The sequence below is a fragment of the Phytohabitans sp. LJ34 genome, assembly GCF_052068095.1.
In the GTDB taxonomy this organism is placed as follows: Bacteria; Actinomycetota; Actinomycetes; order Mycobacteriales; family Micromonosporaceae; genus Phytohabitans.
The window spans coordinates 191,480-206,927 of sequence record NZ_JBQHDG010000004.1; the positions used below are offsets into that span (position 1 = coordinate 191,480).

Consider the following 15,448-nt stretch of genomic DNA (forward strand, 5'->3'; position numbering starts at 1 on the left):
GGGTTGTTGGTCTATCGAAGCAGGTAGTCATCCGGGAGCACCGGTGGTTGGCGGGTTTGTCCAGGTTGGATGGCTGGCGTTCGACTTCTACCATTGGCGCGTGGCGGACGAGGTGGTGGAGGTCAGCATCGGCCCGGATGGCACGGTCGCGATGTCGGTGCGTGGGGTCGCCGGGATGGAGTGCCTGACGCAGACCGAGGATCTGGTTCAGCTGCTGGGCGGCGAGATCGAGTCGCGCGAGCTGACCGACGAGGCTTTTGTCGAGGTGGAGCAGGACGCCCAGGATCGACTGTGGCATTGACGGCGCTGATTACGCCGTGGCGGGTGCATGCCGTGCTGCCGCGCAGCGTCGCGAACGGGCCGGGGCAGCGGTTCACGATCTGGAGCCAGGGCTGCGCGCTGGCCTGTCCTGGGTGTTTCAACCCCGAGACCCACGGCCTCGCCGGCGGTGCCGTCCGGACCGTGGGCGAGTTGGTGGACGCGGTGCTGGCCGAGGTGCCGGGCATCGAGGGCGTGACGCTGACCGGGGGTGAGCCGCTGGAGCAACCCGGCGCGGTCGCGGCGTTCTGTGCGCAGGTCACGGCGCGGGCCGACCTCGGTGTCATCGTGCTGACCGGGTTCACCAGGGCGGAGATCGAGGCCGACCCGGCGCGGGCGGGCGCTGTGGCGGCGGTGGACCTGGTGGTGGCCGGCCGGTACAACCGGCGGATGCCGGTGGCGACCGGTCTGCGGGGGTCGGCGAACAAGGTGTACTGGGATCGCACCGGACGGTACCGGCCCAGCGAGCTGGCAGCGGTGCCGGAGCTGGAGGTCACGCTCGGGGTGGACGGCACGGTCACGGTGACCGGCATGGCGGCGCCGGGGAGGGCCTTGTGGTGAGCATCCAGGACGAGATTCGGCTGTACCTGCGCGCGCGGGTGGCGTTGATCGTGCTGGTCACGGTGGAGGAGCAGCGGGCGCTCGAGGTGCTCGACGAGGTCCGCCGGGGCCGCGACGCCGACTCCGACCTGGTGCTGTGGGACGTCGCCGACCGGTTCGCCTCGACGGCCGGTCGGCAGCTACCCGACGCCACCGACCCGATCGTCGCGCTCGACAAGGTCAAGGAGCTGGCGTTGAAGGCGCCGGCTCGGCGGGATCTGTACGTGCTCAAGGACTTCCACGAATTCTGGGGCAAGGATCCGCGGGTGCGCCGCAAGCTGCGGAGCCTGGCCCAGCAGCTGGTCTACACGGGTGCCTCCCTGATCGTCACCACCCCGTCCCGGGCCGTCCCGATTGAGTTGCGTGACGATGCGGTGGTGGTGGAGATGCCGCTGCCGACGGTGGAGGCATTGCGTGCGGCGCTGGACACGCTGATCGACGACACCAAGGGTGTGCGGTCCAGGCTGACGCCGCACGGCCGGGCCCGGCTGGCGCAGGCCGCCTTGGGGTTGACGGCGGCGCAGGCCAAAAGGGCGTTCGCCAAGGCGATCGTGCGTGACGAGGTGCTCGACGACCGGGGTATCGACGCGGTGGTGGCCGAGAAGAAGGTGATCATCCGGGAGAGCCAGGCGCTGGAGTTCTACGCGGCCGAGGAGACGCCGGACGACGTCGGCGGGCTGGACTCGCTGAAACGGTGGCTGGCGTTGCGCGAGCGGGCGTTCACCGAGGAGGCGGCCAGCTATGGCCTGCCCGCGCCGAAAGGCCTTGCCCTGATCGGGATTCCCGGCACCGGTAAGAGCCTGACCGCGAAGATGATCGGTGGCCTGTGGCGGCTGCCGTTGCTACGGCTCGACATCGGCGCACTGTTCGGTTCGTTGGTCGGTGAGTCCGAGGAGCGGGTCCGCCGGGCGCTGCAGCTGGCCGAGACGGTCGCGCCGTGCGTGCTGTGGATCGACGAGATGGAGAAGGGTCTGTCCGGTGGGGACGCCGACGGTGGGACCTCGCAGCGGGTGTTCGGCACGATCCTGACCTGGATGCAGGAGAAGACGAGCCCGGTGTTCGTCGTCGCGACCGCCAACGACGTGACCGCGCTGCCGCCGGAAACGTTGCGGCGCGGCCGGTTCGACGAGATCTTTTTCCTCGACCTGCCGACCGAAGAGGAGCGCCGGGAGATCATCTCGGTGCACCTGCGCAAGCGTCGCCGGGATCCGGGCACCTTCGACATCTATCACCTCGCGCAGGTCTCCGACGGCTTCACCGGGGCCGAGCTCGAGCAGGCCATTGTGGACTCCCTGTACCACGCGTTCTCCGAGGACCGGGACGTGCGCACCGCCGACGTCACGGCGGCGATCGGTCGGGCGGTGCCGCTGAGTCGCTCGCACCGCGAGGTGATCGAGCGGCTGCGGTCCTGGCTTCATGAGGGCCGCGCCCAGTCTGCCTCGTTCGCCGAGGCAGCTCAGGCCGAGCGGGCGCAGGTGCGCCTCGAGCTGAGTTGAGCGCGCCATGCGGGCGGGGCGAGCGAACCGGTTGGCCCGGCGGGCGGGCCGGCGGCGTCCGGACGGCACCCTGACGTGGCGGGCGCGGCGGGCCTGGGAGCGGCTCGCGGACGCGTCCCAGTCGCGGGACGACTTTTCGGCGGCGGCGCTGCACGAGGCGTGGCTGGCTGACCCGCGGGAGGACACGTGGGGGTACGTGGGCCGCTGGTGCACTCCGGCCGACATGTTCGCCGCGACGGTGGACCCGGATCGGGGCGCCGAGTCCCGGGCCGCGATCGGCGGCTACTGCGTCGAGCACGACCTGGTCCCGGACAACCCGGTGGAGCGTGCGCTGTTCTTCGTCCTGACCGGCCAGCATGAGAGGCACCAGGCGCTGGACCTGGACGGGACGCTGCTGGCCGCCGTCTACCGGGGTGCCACCGAGGCGACTCGGGAGGTGTTGCGGGAGACGATGGTCGAGCTGGGCGAGCTGAACCTGGTGCGGGTGATCGCCGACCGGCCTGACCGGGTGCTCACCGGGGCGGAGGCGGACTACTTGGCGAGGCAGGTCGCCGATGCTGGTGACTGGGAGCGGTTGTGGCGGCTGGTTCCGGTCATGCCGTTGGCCAGCGCCGTGCGGACGGCCCGGCTCTTTCCGCACTGGCGGCCGGACGACGGCGTGGGCCGCGACTTCTTCGCGCGGCTGGCCGGCACCAGTCCAGATGCGATCATCGCACTCGGCCAAGCCGCGGTGACGTCGCTGAAGCCCTGGTACCACCGCCGCGACCGGTGGAAAGGCGCTCCCTCGTTCGCGCCGGACAACTCCGAGATCGCGGTCAGGGGCACGCTCTTCACGCTGCCCCGTGGGCACGTGGTCGCAAGCTACGAAACGAGAACCCAGGAGTTGGCGCTCGGTAACGCGACGATCGTGCACGTGGCCTACGTGCGCCCGTACGGCCCGACGGTCATCCGCAACGCCCCCGGCCGTGCCCCCGAAACTCTGCTGCGGGGCCTGAACTCCTTGCACATCGGCAGCACACGGGGCGGGTTCGTCGTCGGCGCGCAGGACAAGCTGTGGTTCGGCAGCGCCACGCGCTCCTGGTCGCGGGTGGCGCGCGTCGAGTGGCCGGCCGACGTCGCGACCTCCGAGAAGACCCTGCTCGCTGCGGACCCGGGAAGCGGAAACCTCGCGTTCCACGTCGGCAATGGCGACGAGGGCGACGACGGCTACACGGAAGGTCTCGCGCTGGTCGATGCCAGCGGTCAGCTGCTTGCCCGTGCCAAACTCGACGACGACTTCGGCCACGTTCACGCGTTCTACGGTCCTGATCAGGTCCTCGTCGAGAGCTTGGGCAGTCGCCTCAGCCTGTGGCGACGGGACGGCTCCGACCTCGTGCAGGCCGCCGCGGCCGAGATCGATGCGAGCGTCGTGGCGCCGGTGCCGGCGCGCAACCTGTTGGTCGTCCGCCGAGAGGGCAAACCGGAGCTGGAGCTCCTCACCGAGGCCAGCAGGCTGGCGTGGCTCGACGCCAGCACGCTTGTCGAGGTCGACCCGCCAGCGGGTTTCCCCGTGCTGGACGGCCGGTTGGCTTCGTTCTCGCCCGACGGGTCGCTCGTCGCCGTGCAGGTGGAGAACAGTATCGAGGTGCACGACCTGGCGCTGCACCAGCTCGCCGACCTGGCCGCCGGCTCGCTGTCCCAGGGCCGCGTGGCGGACCTGGAAGCCGCGGCCGAGCTGCGCAAGCGCAAGGTCGCCCCACATCTCAGTCCGGCGGTGGAGTTGCTGCACGCGGGACTCGCGTACCGGTTCGCCACCGACATCGCGCTCGGAGCCGGTACCCGGATCGCGGGTGGTGCGTCCGACATCGCGCTAGGTGGGCAGTGACGGTGGTGTCGGCGGAGCGGCGGGCGCGGCGCGCGGAGCGGCGGCGCCCGGACGGCAGCCGGGGTTGGTTCGCCCGACACGCTTGGCGGAGCCTCGTCGGCGGGGCCGAGCGCGGCGACGTCATCGCGATCGATGCCCTGAGGCGGGCTTGGCGGCGGGACCCGGCCGGCGAGTTGTGGACCGTCGCGAGGCGCTGGCTTACGCCGGCCGACGTCCTGGCGGCGGCGGTGGAAAACGCGACCGACGCCTCGGCTGTGGCCGCGATCCGTGCCTTCTGCGCCGGCCACGGACTGGTCCCGGACGACGCGGTCGACCGCGCGCTGTTCTTCGTGCTCACCGGCCAGCGGGAGCAGTACCAGGCGCACGACCCGGACGGCTCGCTGCTGGCCCGCGGCTACCGCGCCGCCGACGAGCCGGCGCGGGAAGCCGTGCGCCGCACCATGATCGGCCTCGGCGACCTCAGCGCGTTGCGGGTCATCGCGGACCGCCCCGACCGTCCGCTCACCGCCGCGGAAGCGGACCACCTCACCGCGCGGCTCGCCGAAGCCGGTGAATGGGACCAGCTCTGGCGGCTCATCCCGACCGTCCCGATCGCCAACGCGCTGCGCGCCGCCCACCTGATCCGCAACTGGCGACCGGCCGACGGTCCCGGGCGGGCGTTCCTCGACCGGCTCACCGGCACGGCCCCGGACGCGATCGCCGCGCTGGGACCGGCCGCGGTGACTCGCCTGGACTTCGCCAAGGCACGGCGGCTCTCGTTCGCCCCGGACAACTCCGAGCTCGCGGTCGCGGGCGAGTCGGACGCCACGATCTTCGACCTGCCCGGCGGCAGCCCGGTCGCGAGCTACGACGGCGTTTACGAGATGGTGGCCTTCGGCGACGCGACGATCGTGTGCCGCGGCTGGTACGCCTACCGCTGGTCGCTCATCCGCTGCTCCCCGGAGCAGCCTCGCCAGGTGCTGCTGCCCGACACGGGCGAGAGGACGCTTGCCCGGACACCGGGCGGGTTCGTCGTCGCCATCCGTGATGGCATGTGGTTCGGCACGGCCGAGGGTCACTTGTCGCGCTTTGTGCCCTGGAACACGTTGCCCCCGGTGCGCCGAAAGACCAAGAGGCTGGTGTGCGCCAACCCGACGACCGGGTGGGTGGCGATCGACGGATTCGGCACCTTGCTAATGGCCGATGCGGACGGCTCGGTGCTGGCTACCGCCAAGAGCAACGGGTTCGGTGCAGGGGTGTACTGTGCGCCTGGACGCCTGATCACCGTCATTCCCAGTAGCAGCGGGCTCCACTATGACCACACGCTCCTGTCGTGGCGGTACGACGGCACGAACCTCGTTCGGGAGGCCGAGGCCGGGTGCCGGATGGTCGGGACCTTAGTTCCGGTGCCGGGGCACGACCTGGTCCTGACACATTTCGAGGACAGGCTCTGGCTCGACACCGGCACGCTCAAGGAAGCTGGCCCGCCATCGGCATTTCCCCCGTTGGGCGGGAGGCTCGTCACGTTCTCCCAAGACGGGTCATTGGTCGCCGCCGCGTCGCACACCGAGGTGGAGGTGCACGACCTCGCGGTGCACCGGCTCGCCGCGCTGGCCGACAGGTCGCTGACCGAGCTGGGCCGCTCGGGTCTGGAAACCGTTGGTACGCCAAGAGACCACCCGGCCGTTGCTGCCGTGCTCGGGCTGGTACGTGCCGGCCTGGAGTACCGGTTCGGCGCGGACATCGCGCTCGGCCCCGCCACCCGGGCCGCGGCACGCGGCGACGACATCGCGATCGGCGGTGCCGGCTGATGGCACTGTCGGCGGCGCATGCGGCTCTGCTGGCCGACCAGGTGCGGGGGCGCGGTCGGCTGGCCCGGTGGGCGCTGCGGTGGTTGGTCTGGACCGGCAATCGTGGCGATCCCAGGGCGACCGACACGGTGTGGGACCTGTGGCTCGGCGAACCACGTGGCGGGCTGTGGGCGGCGTTGGCCCGCTGGCGGCGGCCACACACCGAAGGCGGGCCGAGCCTCGTCACGCTTGGCCAGCCGGCCGCCGCGGCGGTCGTGATCGAGGCGGCGTGCCGGGCCGACCCCACGTGCCTGTTCGCCTCGCCGGACGGCATGCTCGCGGTCGGCGGCCAGGAGTTCGTCGAGGTGGCCGCGGCTGGGTGTAGCACGGCTGTGGTCGCCCTCGCCGACTGGCCGCTCGCCGCGACCAGCCCGGCCTACCTGTACGCGGTGACCTCCCAGCTCAGCCGGACCCCGCCGCGCTCACCCGTCCGGCTGTTCCTCGAGCTGCTCCGCGGGTGCCTGGCGTACAGGTTCGATATGGAGGTCGCGATCGGTGCGGCCGCACCGGTCCACGCGCGCGACGACGACATCGCCCTGGGAGGTCCGGCGTGACGGCCCGCATCGGTATCGACTTCGGCACCGCCAACACGGTGGTCGCGCGGTGGGACGAGGCACGCGGGCGGGGCGAGCCGGTCCCGCTCGACGGCCTCGACCTGAGCCGGCCGGCCGGCGAGGGAGTACGCCAGCGGGTGGTGCCGTCGCTGGTCGCCTACAGCCACACCGGGTCGCGGCGCTGGCTGGGCGCCCAGGTGACCGAGCGGCCCGAGCTGTGGGACGACCCGGACGTCACCGTCTTCCAGTCGACCAAGAGCAATGTGACCGGCCGGGCCATCGACATCGCCCGGACGGTGGGCGACCGCAAGGTCACCGCACGGGACGCGGCCACCCAGTTCCTCGGCGACGTCACCGCGCTCGCCGTGCTCGCGGTCGGTGCGGACGACCTGGAGATCGTGGCCACCGCCCCGGTCGAGACGTTCGACACTTACCGCGACTGGCTCGTCCGCGAGGTCGGCGCGGGGATCGGCGCGGCGCGGCTGCGGGTGGTCGACGAGGCCACCGCGGCCGCGGTCGGGTACAGCGCCCGGATGAGCCCCGGCGACGTGTTCTGCGTGTTCGACTTCGGCGCCGGCACGCTGGACGTCTCGGTGGTACGGGTGCAGGAGCCGGGCACGGCCGGCGCCGGCGCGGGCGTGCGGGCGATCGCCAAGGTCGGGCTGGACCTGGGCGGAAACCATGTCGACGCGCTGCTCGCCGAACACGCCGCGGCCGAAGCCCGGCTGCCACACGGCGACCCGGTCACCTACAACCGCGTGTTTCGCCGGCTGCTGCACTCCGCCGAGGCTGCCAAGGTCGAGCTGACCCGCGCCGAGCAAGCCGAGATCACCGCGACCGACCCGGCGACCGGCCGAAAGTACCGCAGTGAGATCACCCGGTCCCGGTTCGAGCGGCTGCTGCGCGACAAGGACGTGCTCGGCCGGGTCAACCGCGCGCTGCGCAAAGCCCTCGAGAACGCGGCCGCGAAAGGCTACCCAGCCGACGGGTTCGCCGGTGTGTTCCTGGTCGGAGGCACCAGCCTCATCCCTGCGGTGCAGGACCTGCTGCACCTGCAGTTCGAGCCGAGCCTCGTGCATCTCGACCGGCCGCTGGAGGCCGTGGCGGCCGGAGCGGCCGGCATCGCCGGCGGGCGTGAGCTGCACGACCACATCCAGCACGACTACGCGATCCGGCACGTCGAGCAGGCCACCGGCACGTACGAGTTCGAGCTCCTGGTGGAGGCCGGCACCGCCTACCCGACGCCGGAACCGGTCAAGTCGATCACGATCAAGGCGATCCACCAGGGGCAGCGGCGGATGGGCATCGCCATCTACGAACTCGCGCACGCCACCCACCGCGACGCCGGCGGCGACCTGGAGATCGTGTTCGACGCGCGCGGCGGGGCCCGTACCGTCGCGGTGACCCCACAGCAACGCCAAGAGCGGGCCACGCTGTGGCTCAACGAGGACAGCCCCACGTTCCTCGAAGCCAACCCTCCGGCCGCGGCCGGCGTCGACCGGTTCCGGCTGGACTTCCGGATCGACGCGCAGAAACGCCTCACCGTCTCCGCGTTCGACATCGAGCGGCGCACCTGGGTGCTACACGGCCACCCGGTCGTCCAACTGGCCTGAAGGGAGATCCGTTGTCCCACTTCACCCGGATCCGCACCCGACTGCGCGACCCCGAGATCCTGGCCGCGGCGCTACGCGAGGTCGGCCACCCAGACGTCGAGGTCCACGACCAGCCACAGACCCTCTACGGGTACCGGGGCGACGCACGCCCGGAGAAGGCCGAGGTGATCGTCCGCCGCGAGCACATCGGCACGGCGAGCAACGACATCGGCTTCGCCCGCCAACCGGACGGCTCCTTCGAAGCGATCATCAGCGAGTACGACCGGTCCAGATACAACGCCGCATGGCTGGCAAAGCTCACCCACTCCTACAGCCACGCCGCGACACTGCGCTACGCGGCGACGCACGGCTACGAGGTCGCCACCGACGAGCTCCAGCAGGATGGCACCCGCCGCCTGACCCTGCGGCGAGCCACCTGACCCATGGGCTGGTGGGAGAACCTCGTCACCGACCTTCGCATGATGGGGACCGAGGACCGAAGGGTGAAGGCGCGGCGGCTGGCGCGGATCGCCGAGCAGCGCGGCGCCGACGGCGTCCGGAGCCCGAAGGCACGCCGTGCGTTGCGCACCCTGTGCCGGATGGCGGAGGACGATCGCTGGTTGGTGGCCGTCTTCGACGCCTTCATGGACGAGCACAGGGTCTACAGCGCCCGGCATGGCGGTTTCGCCGCCGTCCGGTTGACACCGACCGGCAGCGTCGAACGTGCCTTCCTCAGCCTCTACACCGAACAGCTGGCCGAGTACGACGCACTCGACCCGGACGGGTCCCTCATCGCCAAGGCCTACCCGCTGGCGTCCGAGGCGACCAGGGACGAGCTGCGGCGGATCCTGGTGACGGCCGGCATGCTGCACGTGGTGCGGCTGCTGCCCACCGTCGGTGGCCGGCGCGGTGTCCAGGACATGTCCGAGGAGGAGATCGGCGACCTGGCGCGCCTGCTGGCCGAGCACGGCGAGTGGGCGCAGCTGTGGCGGCTGGTGCGGGACGCACCAGTGGCCGCCGCGGTGACCGCCATGCCGCTCTTCGGCACCTGGCGCCCCACCGACCCGGCCGACGCGGAGCTGTTCGACCGGTTCTCCGTTGCCGGCCCGGCTACGGTCACGTCGGTGGTCCAGCGGTCGCTGCGCCGCATCGGCAGCGGGGGAAGCCGCGAGGCGTCGTTCGCGCCGGACCTGTCCGAGATCGCCGTCGCCTACGAGAAGTCCATCACCGTGTACGGCCTCCACGACGGGCAGCCGGTCGTCACGTACAAGACCCGCCCCTTCGCCTCCGACCTGCTGCACCTCGGCGACGGCACCGTCGTGTACGTCGTTTCCAAGGGGCTGGCACGCCGGCTCGTCCGCCAACGCCGTGGCCAGCCCGAAGAGGTACTCGCGGACGGCCTCAATCTCGATCTGGCCAGGACCCCGTCGGGTTTCGTGGTCGCGACCGGGACCAGCCTGCGGCTCGGCACGGCCGCCGGTCCGCTCGGTGCCAAGGTCGACCTGGAGGCGCTCGGACTCGACGGGTGGCTGGCCCGCATCGCCGGCGATCCGGTGGCGGGGCTGCTCGCGATCGCGGCGAGCGACGGCACGAAATACGGGGTCGTGCTGCTGACCGCGGACCTCGAACCGCTCGCGCGAGGCACGGTGGACGACCGCCCGTGGGGCCTCCATGTGTCCGGCCCCGACCACGTACTCACCTGGGGCTCGGAGAGGGGCACGCTGCGGTCCTGGCGCCGGGAGGGCACAAGCCTCACCGTCGCCACCGAGTGTGAGGACGCCTTTCCCGAGTCGGTGCGCATGGAGCTGGGCGTCCCCGTCCGGCGGAACGTGAGCGTGCTGGCGTGGTACGACCCGGCCACCCTCGAACAGGTCGCTGGGCCGCCCGGCCACCGGTCGTCGGACGCACCGACGCCGGCACTGTCGCGGCACCGCGACTTCGCCGCGTCAGAGCCGAAATGGACCTGGCCGCGGGTTGGCCTGGAGGTACGGGACCTGCGCCTCTGCGAACTCGTCGACCTGATCCGCTGGCCCATCGCCAAGGCGACGCCGGCGATGCTGCACACCGTGGCCGCACTGGAGGGAGAGGACCTCGACGACGAGGCCGCCGCGCTGCTGCGTGCGTTCCGCGCCGCCGTCGAGTACAGGCTCGGGACCGACGTGGCGCTGGGCTCCCTCGCACGGCGGCGGGCGGACGACGACGACATCGCGCTGGGCGGTGGGTGACCGCTGAGCCACGGTCGGCGGACGCGCGTCGGCGATGGGCCGGATCTCGTGGTCGCCTACCTTGTCGCGGTCACCGGTTCGAAGCTGGCAAGCAGCTCCTCCAGCGCGTGCTGATCGGGGCCGACGAACGGGTCGGATCGGGGCGCCTCGGCGAGTATGTCCAGGAACTCTGTGGTCTGGCCCAGTGCCGGCGCAAGGTGCGTACTGAGGATGGCCCGCGGGTCCATCGCGCGCAGTGGCCGGACGGTCTGGTAGGTACTCGAATCAGGGCTGTCCGAGCCGCAGGCGCTACCGCGGCCTCAGCCGCTATTTGCCTGGACGCGTCCGACAACGCGTCAGCGATCGCACAAAGACCATCGCCGAGATCACCGGCGTCGAATGCCTCCGCCATTCGATGCAGAGGATCGCAGGCGTACGCCTCCGACGGGATCGGGGCCGCCGGCTCGGGTACTAGTCGTGCTCCCAGTGCGAGCGCAGGTACCGATACCAGTCGCGTGGACCCCTCCGATGGCAAGCAAAATCGATGGCACGCCAAGGATTTCGCCACCAGGGACCGGGGTGACACGGTGGACACTACACCCCACCGCCCCGTGTCACACCCATCCCTACGTTTCCGGCAGGCTACCGACTGCTGTTCCCGCCGACGGTCTGGTGAGCCGGCCTCCCGTCATTGACAGCCGCCGGCGTGCCATGCGCCGGAGTGTCTACTTCGGACACCGCGACCGCGGGCCAGCCACGAGCCGTGTGCTCGTCCCGGCACGACCAGCCCGTGGGCCGACGATCGTCCGCGCTGGCAGCCCCTGCCGTACCGCCACGAAACCAGCTCCTTCACCTGCGGCGGCAGCAGCACGACGACGAGGCATGCCGCGACGTGCAGGCCATCGAACCTGCTGACCGCACGGTCGAACCCGGCCCCTCACCGTCAGCGGTACGCTGGCGTGGTGAGCGCACTCGATCGTCTCGCTGGCGAGAAGTACCTGCTGTTGACCACGTTCCGCAAGGACGGCCGCGAGGTCGCCACACCCGTGTGGGCGGTCCGCGACGGCGACACCCTCGCGGTGTGGACGGTCGCCGACTCCGGCAAGGTCAAACGCATCCGACGCAGCGGCAAGGTCACGGTCGCGCCGTGCGACTTCCGCGGCAACCCACGCGGCGAGGCGGTCGCCGGCCACGCCGCCTTGACTGGCTCGGTCGCGGCCGACCAACACATCCGCGGCATCATGGCGCGCAAGTACGGACTCATCGGCCGGATGAGCATGCTCGGTAGCCGGATTCGACGCGGCCGCGACGGCACCGTGGGCATCCGCGTCACGCTAACCGAAACAACACCAGCGCCAGGATCGGGTGAGGCTTGATAGCGCTCCACTTCCGATGTTCATGATCGACTCGCCGACGGCAGGTGGCTGGCATGGGATGATTGAATCCTTCCAGCTAAGGCCGTGACAGCCATGTCGACACTGCACGTTTCCCAGCAAGCCCCCGTCCGGCTCGTTCTGCCAAATCCACCCGCACGCGGCGACGAGAGCGGGGACGCAGCACAGATCAGGTCTGGGTACGACGATGAGATCGCCGGGATCGTCGACCGGCTCGAGCAGCGGTACCCGCGCGAGGTGGTATCCGGATTCGACCTCGAAGGCCGGGTCCGGCGCGTTTACCGCCAGTTCGGCACCGCCCACGTCCGAACCTTCGTCGCCATCTTCGTTGAGCGCGTCGTGCGGCGTTCCATTGATGAGCCGTCCGTTGCCGCGTTCGGCGCAGTCGCGGTGTAGACGCAGGTTAGATCGCCTGGCGCGACGTGGCGGCGGACCCGGTAGCACCTTGCCGCTGGCCCGAGGCTGCTGATCGTCGGGCGTCGCGATCCTGCCGGTAGCGGCCGACTACGCCTGCGTCCCCAACAGCGCCATCGACGTGACGAACGCGAGGACCAGATGCAGGTCGACAAAGCCGACATCATCGCGACACTGCGATCCAGAGGGCAGCGGGAAAGGGCCGACTGGGTCGACCGAGAACTGCCCGCGATCATCGATACGTCCAAGAACGGCTCACTGCTGCGGACGCTTCACATCGACCCCGCCGCCATGGCACCTGTGAGCGGCGCCCCGCGAAACGGTTGAGCGGAGCCGCGCCGACGCTCCAGATCGGCCACCGGTAGCGCTGCGGCGTCGTGGACGATCCGTACGTTCACCTCCCGCGCAGAGCCTGATCACGTCGATCGCACCCGGGCGGCGAACCCCCGCCCTGGGTAGAATCAGGGCGACGCTTGCTCCGGACCCCGGCGACGTGATGACCGCTCTTTTGCCGGAGGCCCACAGTGAGCACCATTGACGTGACCATCACGCAGGTCCGCGCCGGTTCACCGCGCCGCGGCAGCGACTACGCCGAGCTTATGCGGCAGGTGCGCCAAGCCGGTCTGCTTGAGCGACGCCCGGCCTTCTACGCGGTGTACATCACCGCGTGTCTGCTCCTGCTCGCCGCCGGCTGGGCGGTGTTCGTGCTGTTGGGCGACTCGTGGTGGCAGCTGGCCACTGCGGCGTTCCTAGCCTTCGCGTTCGCACAGAACGGGTTCCTGGCCCACGACGCCGGGCACCGGCAGATCTTCCGATCCCGGCGTTCCAACGAACTGGTCGGGTGGGTGCACGGCAACCTCGGCATCGGGTTGGCGTTCGGCTGGTGGGTGGACAAGCATCACCGCCACCACGCCCATCCCAACCAGGAAGGACTCGACCCCGACATCGGCGGTGAGAACATCGTCTACACCAGCGCCCAGGCCGGCGCCCGACGCGGACTGGGACGCCTGGTGGCCCGCTACCAGGGTGCGCTGTTCTTCCCGATGCTGCTGCTGTTGGCCCTGAGCCTGCGCGTGTCCGGTGTGAAAGCGTTGATGCGCCCGGGCTACCGCAACCGGCTGCCGGAAGCGCTGTTGTTCGGCCTGCACATCGCGGCGTACCTGACCGTTGTGCTGCTGGTGCTGTCGCCGGTCAAGGCGCTGGTCTTCATCGTCGTCCATCAGGGACTGCTCGGCCTGTACCTCGGGTCGGTGTTCGCCCCCAACCACAAAGGCATGCCGATCCTGTCCAAGCACGACGACAGCGACTTCCTGCGCCGCCAGGTCCTGACCGCCCGCAACGTGCGCGGTGGACGACTGACCGACCTGCTGCTCGGCGGGCTCAACTACCAGATCGAGCACCACCTGTTCCCGCACCTGCCACGCCCGTCGCTACCCCGCGCGCAACCCCTCATCCGCGCCTACTGCCTGGATCACGGCCTACCCTACGCGGAGACCAGCTTGATCGACTCCTACCGGCAAGCCCTGCACCACCTGGACACCGTAGGGCGCGGCGACCAGCAAGGCGGATAGGTCGCCCCCCGGCCGACGGCCACTGACCGCACCTCGGGCACACCACGCCGGCCAATGATCTGCGACCCCAGTCCCCGGACGTCAGCTCAGCCGCTTGACGAACCGCACCGTTGTGGCCGGCCGGCGACCGGTAGCCGTGCGCCGGGTCCGCGTGGCGGAACACGTTCGTGCACGCCTCGGCGCCCACGACGCCGATCGCGCGCCCCACTGCTTCGTTCACGCTGCCGACACTGGACGAGTTCGAACGTGCCGTCGCATCAACGCGCGCGCCGTTTGGCGCGGCGAAGGCTGGCCGCCGCGCTGTGCCGCCTCGAGTCGAGCGGCACGCCGATTAACGTGATCGCCGCCGGGGCGGTCTATCGTTGTCATTCAGGCACGGCGTGCACTGCCGTCAACGAACCCGCTCCGGACCCCGGCGGTCGTCCGCGTATCACAGCGCGACGCGAAGAGGGGTGTGGAGATGGTTGTCATCGAACTGGCCGAGGTGTCACCGGCTCGGCCGGCCGCCGTGTGTGGATTGCCACGATGACCGGGGATTCCAGCATCCGCTTGGGCGAGAACGACGACCCGGACCAGCCAGAGGATGAACCTGGGCGCGCCGCTCTGGACGACGCCGCGGCGCCCCTTGCCGGCGAACCGGCGCCGTTGGCGCAGCCGGTCAGTGGCCCGCTGCTGGACCGGCTGGACGGCTACCGGGTGGTCGACGACGACGATGACGATCCGGTCCTGCTCACCCGCGACGGGAATCCGGTGGACACGTGGCGGGAGGGTTACCCGTACCAGGAGCGGCTCAGCCGGCAGGACTACGAGCGGGACAAGCGGCTGTTGCAGATCGAGCTGCTGAAGGTGCAGAGGTGGGTCAAGGCGTCCGGGGAACGGCTGATCGTGTTGTTCGAGGGGCGAGACGCTGCCGGTAAGGGCGGCACGATCAAACGGTTCGTGGAACACCTCAACCCGCGCGGTGCCCGGGTCGTGGCATTGGAGAAGCCCAGCGAACGCGAGTCCACGCAGTGGTACTTCCAGCGTTACCTTACCCACCTGCCGGCGGCTGGGGAGATGGTGTTCTTCGACCGGTCCTGGTACAACCGGGCCGGCGTCGAGCGGGTGCTGGGCTACTGCACCCGCGTCGAGTACATGGAGTTCATGCGCGAGGCGCCGGAGCTCGAGCGGATGCTGGTCCGCTCCGGCATCCACCTGGTCAAGTTCTGGTTTTCGGTGTCCCGCCGTGAGCAGCAAACCCGGTTCGTCATCCGCCAGGTCGATCCGGTGCGGCGGTGGAAGCTCTCACCCACCGATCTGGCCTCGCTGGATCAGTGGGATGACTACACCGAGGCCAAGGAGGCGATGTTCTTCTACACCGACACCGCCGACGCGCCGTGGACGCTGATCAAGAGCAACGACAAGAAACGAGCCCGGATCCAGGCCATGCGCCACCTGCTCGGCCAACTCGACTACAGCGACAAGGACATCGACGTGGTCGGCGCCCCGGACCGGCGGCTCATCGGCCGAGCCTCCCAGATTTTCGAGGACGACGAGCGGCCCGTCCCCCAGTTCCCTCAGCTGTAACGCACGCCGGCGAAGGTCTGCCCCGGTTCCGTCCCCCGTTCAGTCG

15 protein-coding genes are annotated in these 15,448 nt (G+C 70.5%); 14 read left to right on the top strand and 1 reads right to left on the bottom strand.

All coding sequences use genetic code 11. The features are described from left to right. Positions 1–100: 100 nt before the first annotated feature. From ACTMTJ_RS08590 to ACTMTJ_RS08630, 9 genes are read left to right on the top strand one after another with little or no spacing between them, the layout of a single operon-like run. Positions 101–301 carry a DUF2997 domain-containing protein gene (locus ACTMTJ_RS08590; protein ID WP_441215589.1) on the top strand — a complete coding sequence of 67 codons (201 nt, stop codon included), beginning with the start codon at positions 101–103 and terminating at the stop codon, positions 299–301. After that, positions 292–879 (top strand): 4Fe-4S cluster-binding domain-containing protein, encoded by a 588-nt coding sequence (locus ACTMTJ_RS08595; protein WP_441215590.1) that lies wholly within the window; start codon positions 292–294, stop codon positions 877–879. Before ACTMTJ_RS08590 ends, ACTMTJ_RS08595 begins: the two co-directional genes overlap by 10 nt. Continuing rightward, complete coding sequence (locus tag ACTMTJ_RS08600) at positions 876–2,414, top strand: AAA family ATPase (RefSeq protein ID WP_441215591.1); 1,539 nt, start codon at positions 876–878, stop codon at positions 2,412–2,414. The genes ACTMTJ_RS08595 and ACTMTJ_RS08600 overlap by 4 nt, the downstream gene beginning before the upstream one ends. A 7-nt stretch (positions 2,415–2,421) precedes the next feature. Next, the gene (locus ACTMTJ_RS08605) at positions 2,422–4,278 is read left to right on the top strand and encodes a hypothetical protein (protein ID WP_441215592.1); all 1,857 of its coding nucleotides are present in this window, start codon (positions 2,422–2,424) and stop codon (positions 4,276–4,278) included. Continuing rightward, the gene (locus ACTMTJ_RS08610) at positions 4,275–6,068 is read left to right on the top strand and encodes a hypothetical protein (RefSeq protein ID WP_441215593.1); all 1,794 of its coding nucleotides are present in this window, start codon (positions 4,275–4,277) and stop codon (positions 6,066–6,068) included. Before ACTMTJ_RS08605 ends, ACTMTJ_RS08610 begins: the two co-directional genes overlap by 4 nt. Continuing rightward, entirely contained in the window at positions 6,068–6,661 is a 594-nt protein-coding gene (locus ACTMTJ_RS08615) for a hypothetical protein (protein ID WP_441215594.1), read from the top strand. The genes ACTMTJ_RS08610 and ACTMTJ_RS08615 overlap by 1 nt, the downstream gene beginning before the upstream one ends. Then, complete coding sequence (locus ACTMTJ_RS08620) at positions 6,658–8,274, top strand: Hsp70 family protein (protein ID WP_441215595.1); 1,617 nt, start codon at positions 6,658–6,660, stop codon at positions 8,272–8,274. The genes ACTMTJ_RS08615 and ACTMTJ_RS08620 overlap by 4 nt, the downstream gene beginning before the upstream one ends. 11 nt (positions 8,275–8,285) lie before the next feature. Continuing rightward, the gene (locus ACTMTJ_RS08625) at positions 8,286–8,693 is read left to right on the top strand and encodes a DUF1257 domain-containing protein (RefSeq protein ID WP_441215596.1); all 408 of its coding nucleotides are present in this window, start codon (positions 8,286–8,288) and stop codon (positions 8,691–8,693) included. A 42-nt stretch (positions 8,694–8,735) separates the two neighbouring features. Further along, positions 8,736–10,478, top strand: a complete 1,743-nt coding sequence (locus ACTMTJ_RS08630) for a hypothetical protein (protein WP_441215597.1) — start codon at positions 8,736–8,738, stop codon at positions 10,476–10,478. 56 nt (positions 10,479–10,534) lie between these two features. On the opposite strand, the gene ACTMTJ_RS08635 is transcribed toward ACTMTJ_RS08630, so the two are convergent. Further along, the gene (locus ACTMTJ_RS08635; protein WP_441215598.1) at positions 10,535–10,705 is read right to left on the bottom strand and encodes a hypothetical protein; all 171 of its coding nucleotides are present in this window, start codon (positions 10,703–10,705) and stop codon (positions 10,535–10,537) included. A gap of 714 nt (positions 10,706–11,419) precedes the next feature. On the opposite strand from ACTMTJ_RS08635, the gene ACTMTJ_RS08640 reads away from it, so the two are divergent. From ACTMTJ_RS08640 to ppk2, 5 genes are all read left to right on the top strand, one after another. After that, positions 11,420–11,833, top strand: coding sequence for a PPOX class F420-dependent oxidoreductase (locus tag ACTMTJ_RS08640; RefSeq protein WP_441215599.1), 414 nt, complete (start codon positions 11,420–11,422; stop codon positions 11,831–11,833). Between the two features lie 93 nt (positions 11,834–11,926). After that, positions 11,927–12,247 carry a three-helix bundle dimerization domain-containing protein gene (locus tag ACTMTJ_RS08645; protein WP_441215600.1) on the top strand — a complete coding sequence of 107 codons (321 nt, stop codon included), beginning with the start codon at positions 11,927–11,929 and terminating at the stop codon, positions 12,245–12,247. 159 nt (positions 12,248–12,406) lie between these two features. After that, the gene (locus ACTMTJ_RS08650; RefSeq protein ID WP_441215601.1) at positions 12,407–12,592 is read left to right on the top strand and encodes a hypothetical protein; all 186 of its coding nucleotides are present in this window, start codon (positions 12,407–12,409) and stop codon (positions 12,590–12,592) included. A 272-nt stretch (positions 12,593–12,864) separates the two neighbouring features. After that, positions 12,865–13,836 carry a fatty acid desaturase family protein gene (locus tag ACTMTJ_RS08655; protein WP_441215861.1) on the top strand — a complete coding sequence of 324 codons (972 nt, stop codon included), beginning with the start codon at positions 12,865–12,867 and terminating at the stop codon, positions 13,834–13,836. Between the two features lie 525 nt (positions 13,837–14,361). Next, entirely contained in the window at positions 14,362–15,402 is a 1,041-nt protein-coding gene (gene ppk2 / locus ACTMTJ_RS08660) for a polyphosphate kinase 2 (protein WP_441215602.1), read from the top strand. Positions 15,403–15,448: the final 46 nt, after the last annotated feature.

Excerpts from the sequence above, each read along its gene's own strand:
- ACTMTJ_RS08605 (WP_441215592.1), top strand. The coding sequence starts at position 2,422 with ATGCGGGCGGGGCGAGCGAACCGGTTGGCCCGGCGGGCGGGCCGGCGG.
- ACTMTJ_RS08615 (WP_441215594.1), top strand. The coding sequence starts at position 6,068 with ATGGCACTGTCGGCGGCGCATGCGGCTCTGCTGGCCGACCAGGTGCGG.
- ACTMTJ_RS08630 (WP_441215597.1), top strand. The coding sequence starts at position 8,736 with ATGGGGACCGAGGACCGAAGGGTGAAGGCGCGGCGGCTGGCGCGGATC.
- ACTMTJ_RS08635 (WP_441215598.1), bottom strand. The coding sequence starts at position 10,705 with ATGGACCCGCGGGCCATCCTCAGTACGCACCTTGCGCCGGCACTGGGC.
- ACTMTJ_RS08645 (WP_441215600.1), top strand. The coding sequence starts at position 11,927 with ATGTCGACACTGCACGTTTCCCAGCAAGCCCCCGTCCGGCTCGTTCTG.
- ACTMTJ_RS08650 (WP_441215601.1), top strand. The coding sequence starts at position 12,407 with ATGCAGGTCGACAAAGCCGACATCATCGCGACACTGCGATCCAGAGGG.
- ACTMTJ_RS08655 (WP_441215861.1), top strand. The coding sequence starts at position 12,865 with ATGCGGCAGGTGCGCCAAGCCGGTCTGCTTGAGCGACGCCCGGCCTTC.
- ppk2 (WP_441215602.1), top strand. The coding sequence starts at position 14,362 with ATGACCGGGGATTCCAGCATCCGCTTGGGCGAGAACGACGACCCGGAC.